Here is a 1,551-nt window from a genome sequence, read left to right as displayed (position 1 = left end):
CCCCCCTCCACACCCCCCACCGACGAATCGGCGAACACTGACGAATCAGCGAAACGGGGTAGTACTAGGCCACGCGAAAATATGGGCGAACACCCACTAGCCGATGCTCCACTAAATGAGCTCACCGCTCCGACACACTCGGCCGGACAACGGCGCCCTGAACAACCACCCCAAAGGACAGCTGCCAGAAAAGCTCCTTAGAAAGGAGGTGATCCAGCCGCACCTTCCGGTACGGCTACCTTGTTACGACTTAGTCCTAATCGCCAGCCCCACCTTCGACGGCTCCATCCCACAAGGGGTTAGGTCACCGGCTTCGGGTATTGCCGACTTTCATGACTTGACGGGCGGTGTGTACAAGGCCCGGGAACGTATTCACCGCGGCGTTGCTGATCCGCGATTACTAGCGACTCCAACTTCACGGGGTCGAGTTGCAGACCCCGATCCGAACTGAGGCCGGCTTTTAGGGATTCGCTCCACCTTGCGATTTCGCAGCCCATTGTACCGACCATTGTAGCATGTTTGCAGCCCTGGACATAAGGGGCATGATGACTTGACCTCATCCCCACCTTCCTCCGAGTTGACCCCGGCAGTCTCCTATGAGTTCCCGGCATTACCCGCTGGCAACATAGGACGAGGGTTGCGCTCGTTGCGGGACTTAACCCAACATCTCACGACACGAGCTGACGACAGCCATGCACCACCTGTGCAGAGCCCTTACGGACCCCGTATCTCTACGGGATTTCTCTGCATGTCAAACCCAGGTAAGGTTCTTCGCGTTGCATCGAATTAAGCAACATGCTCCGCCGCTTGTGCGGGCCCCCGTCAATTCCTTTGAGTTTTAGCCTTGCGGCCGTACTCCCCAGGCGGGGCGCTTAATGCGTTAGCTGCGGCACGGAGGACGTGGAAGTCCCCCACACCTAGCGCCCAACGTTTACGGCGTGGACTACCAGGGTATCTAATCCTGTTCGCTCCCCACGCTTTCGCTCCTCAGCGTCAGGTAAGGCCCAGAGAGCCGCCTTCGCCACCGGTGTTCCTCCTGATATCTGCGCATTCCACCGCTACACCAGGAATTCCACTCTCCCCTGCCTACCTCTAGTCTGCCCGTATCGAAAGCAAGTCCGGAGTTAAGCCCCGGATTTTCACTTTCGACGCAACAAACCGCCTACGAGCCCTTTACGCCCAATAATTCCGGACAACGCTCGCGCCCTACGTGTTACCGCGGCTGCTGGCACGTAGTTGGCCGGCGCTTCTTCTGCGGGTACCGTCACTTGCGCTTCGTCCCCGCTGAAAGAGGTTTACAACCCGAAGGCCGTCATCCCTCACGCGGCGTTGCTGCATCAGGCTTCCGCCCATTGTGCAATATTCCCCACTGCTGCCTCCCGTAGGAGTCTGGGCCGTGTCTCAGTCCCAGTGTGGCCGGTCGCCCTCTCAGGCCGGCTACCCGTAAAAGCCTTGGTAGGCCATCACCCCACCAACAAGCTGATAGGCCGCGAGCCCATCTTCAGCCAATAAATCTTTCCACTCTCACCCATGCGGGCAAAAGTCATATCC

At 58.6% G+C, this 1,551-nt stretch carries 1 rRNA gene; it reads right to left on the bottom strand.

Annotation, left to right across the window (positions count from 1 at the left end):
- Positions 1-201: 201 nt before the first annotated feature.
- Positions 202-1,551, bottom strand: a 16S ribosomal RNA gene (locus ABZV93_RS28755); the annotation flags it as partial.

This window comes from Actinopolymorpha sp. NPDC004070, assembly GCF_040610475.1.
Taxonomy (GTDB): domain Bacteria; phylum Actinomycetota; class Actinomycetes; order Propionibacteriales; family Actinopolymorphaceae; genus Actinopolymorpha.
This window is presented reverse-complemented; position numbering and strand designations above follow the sequence as displayed.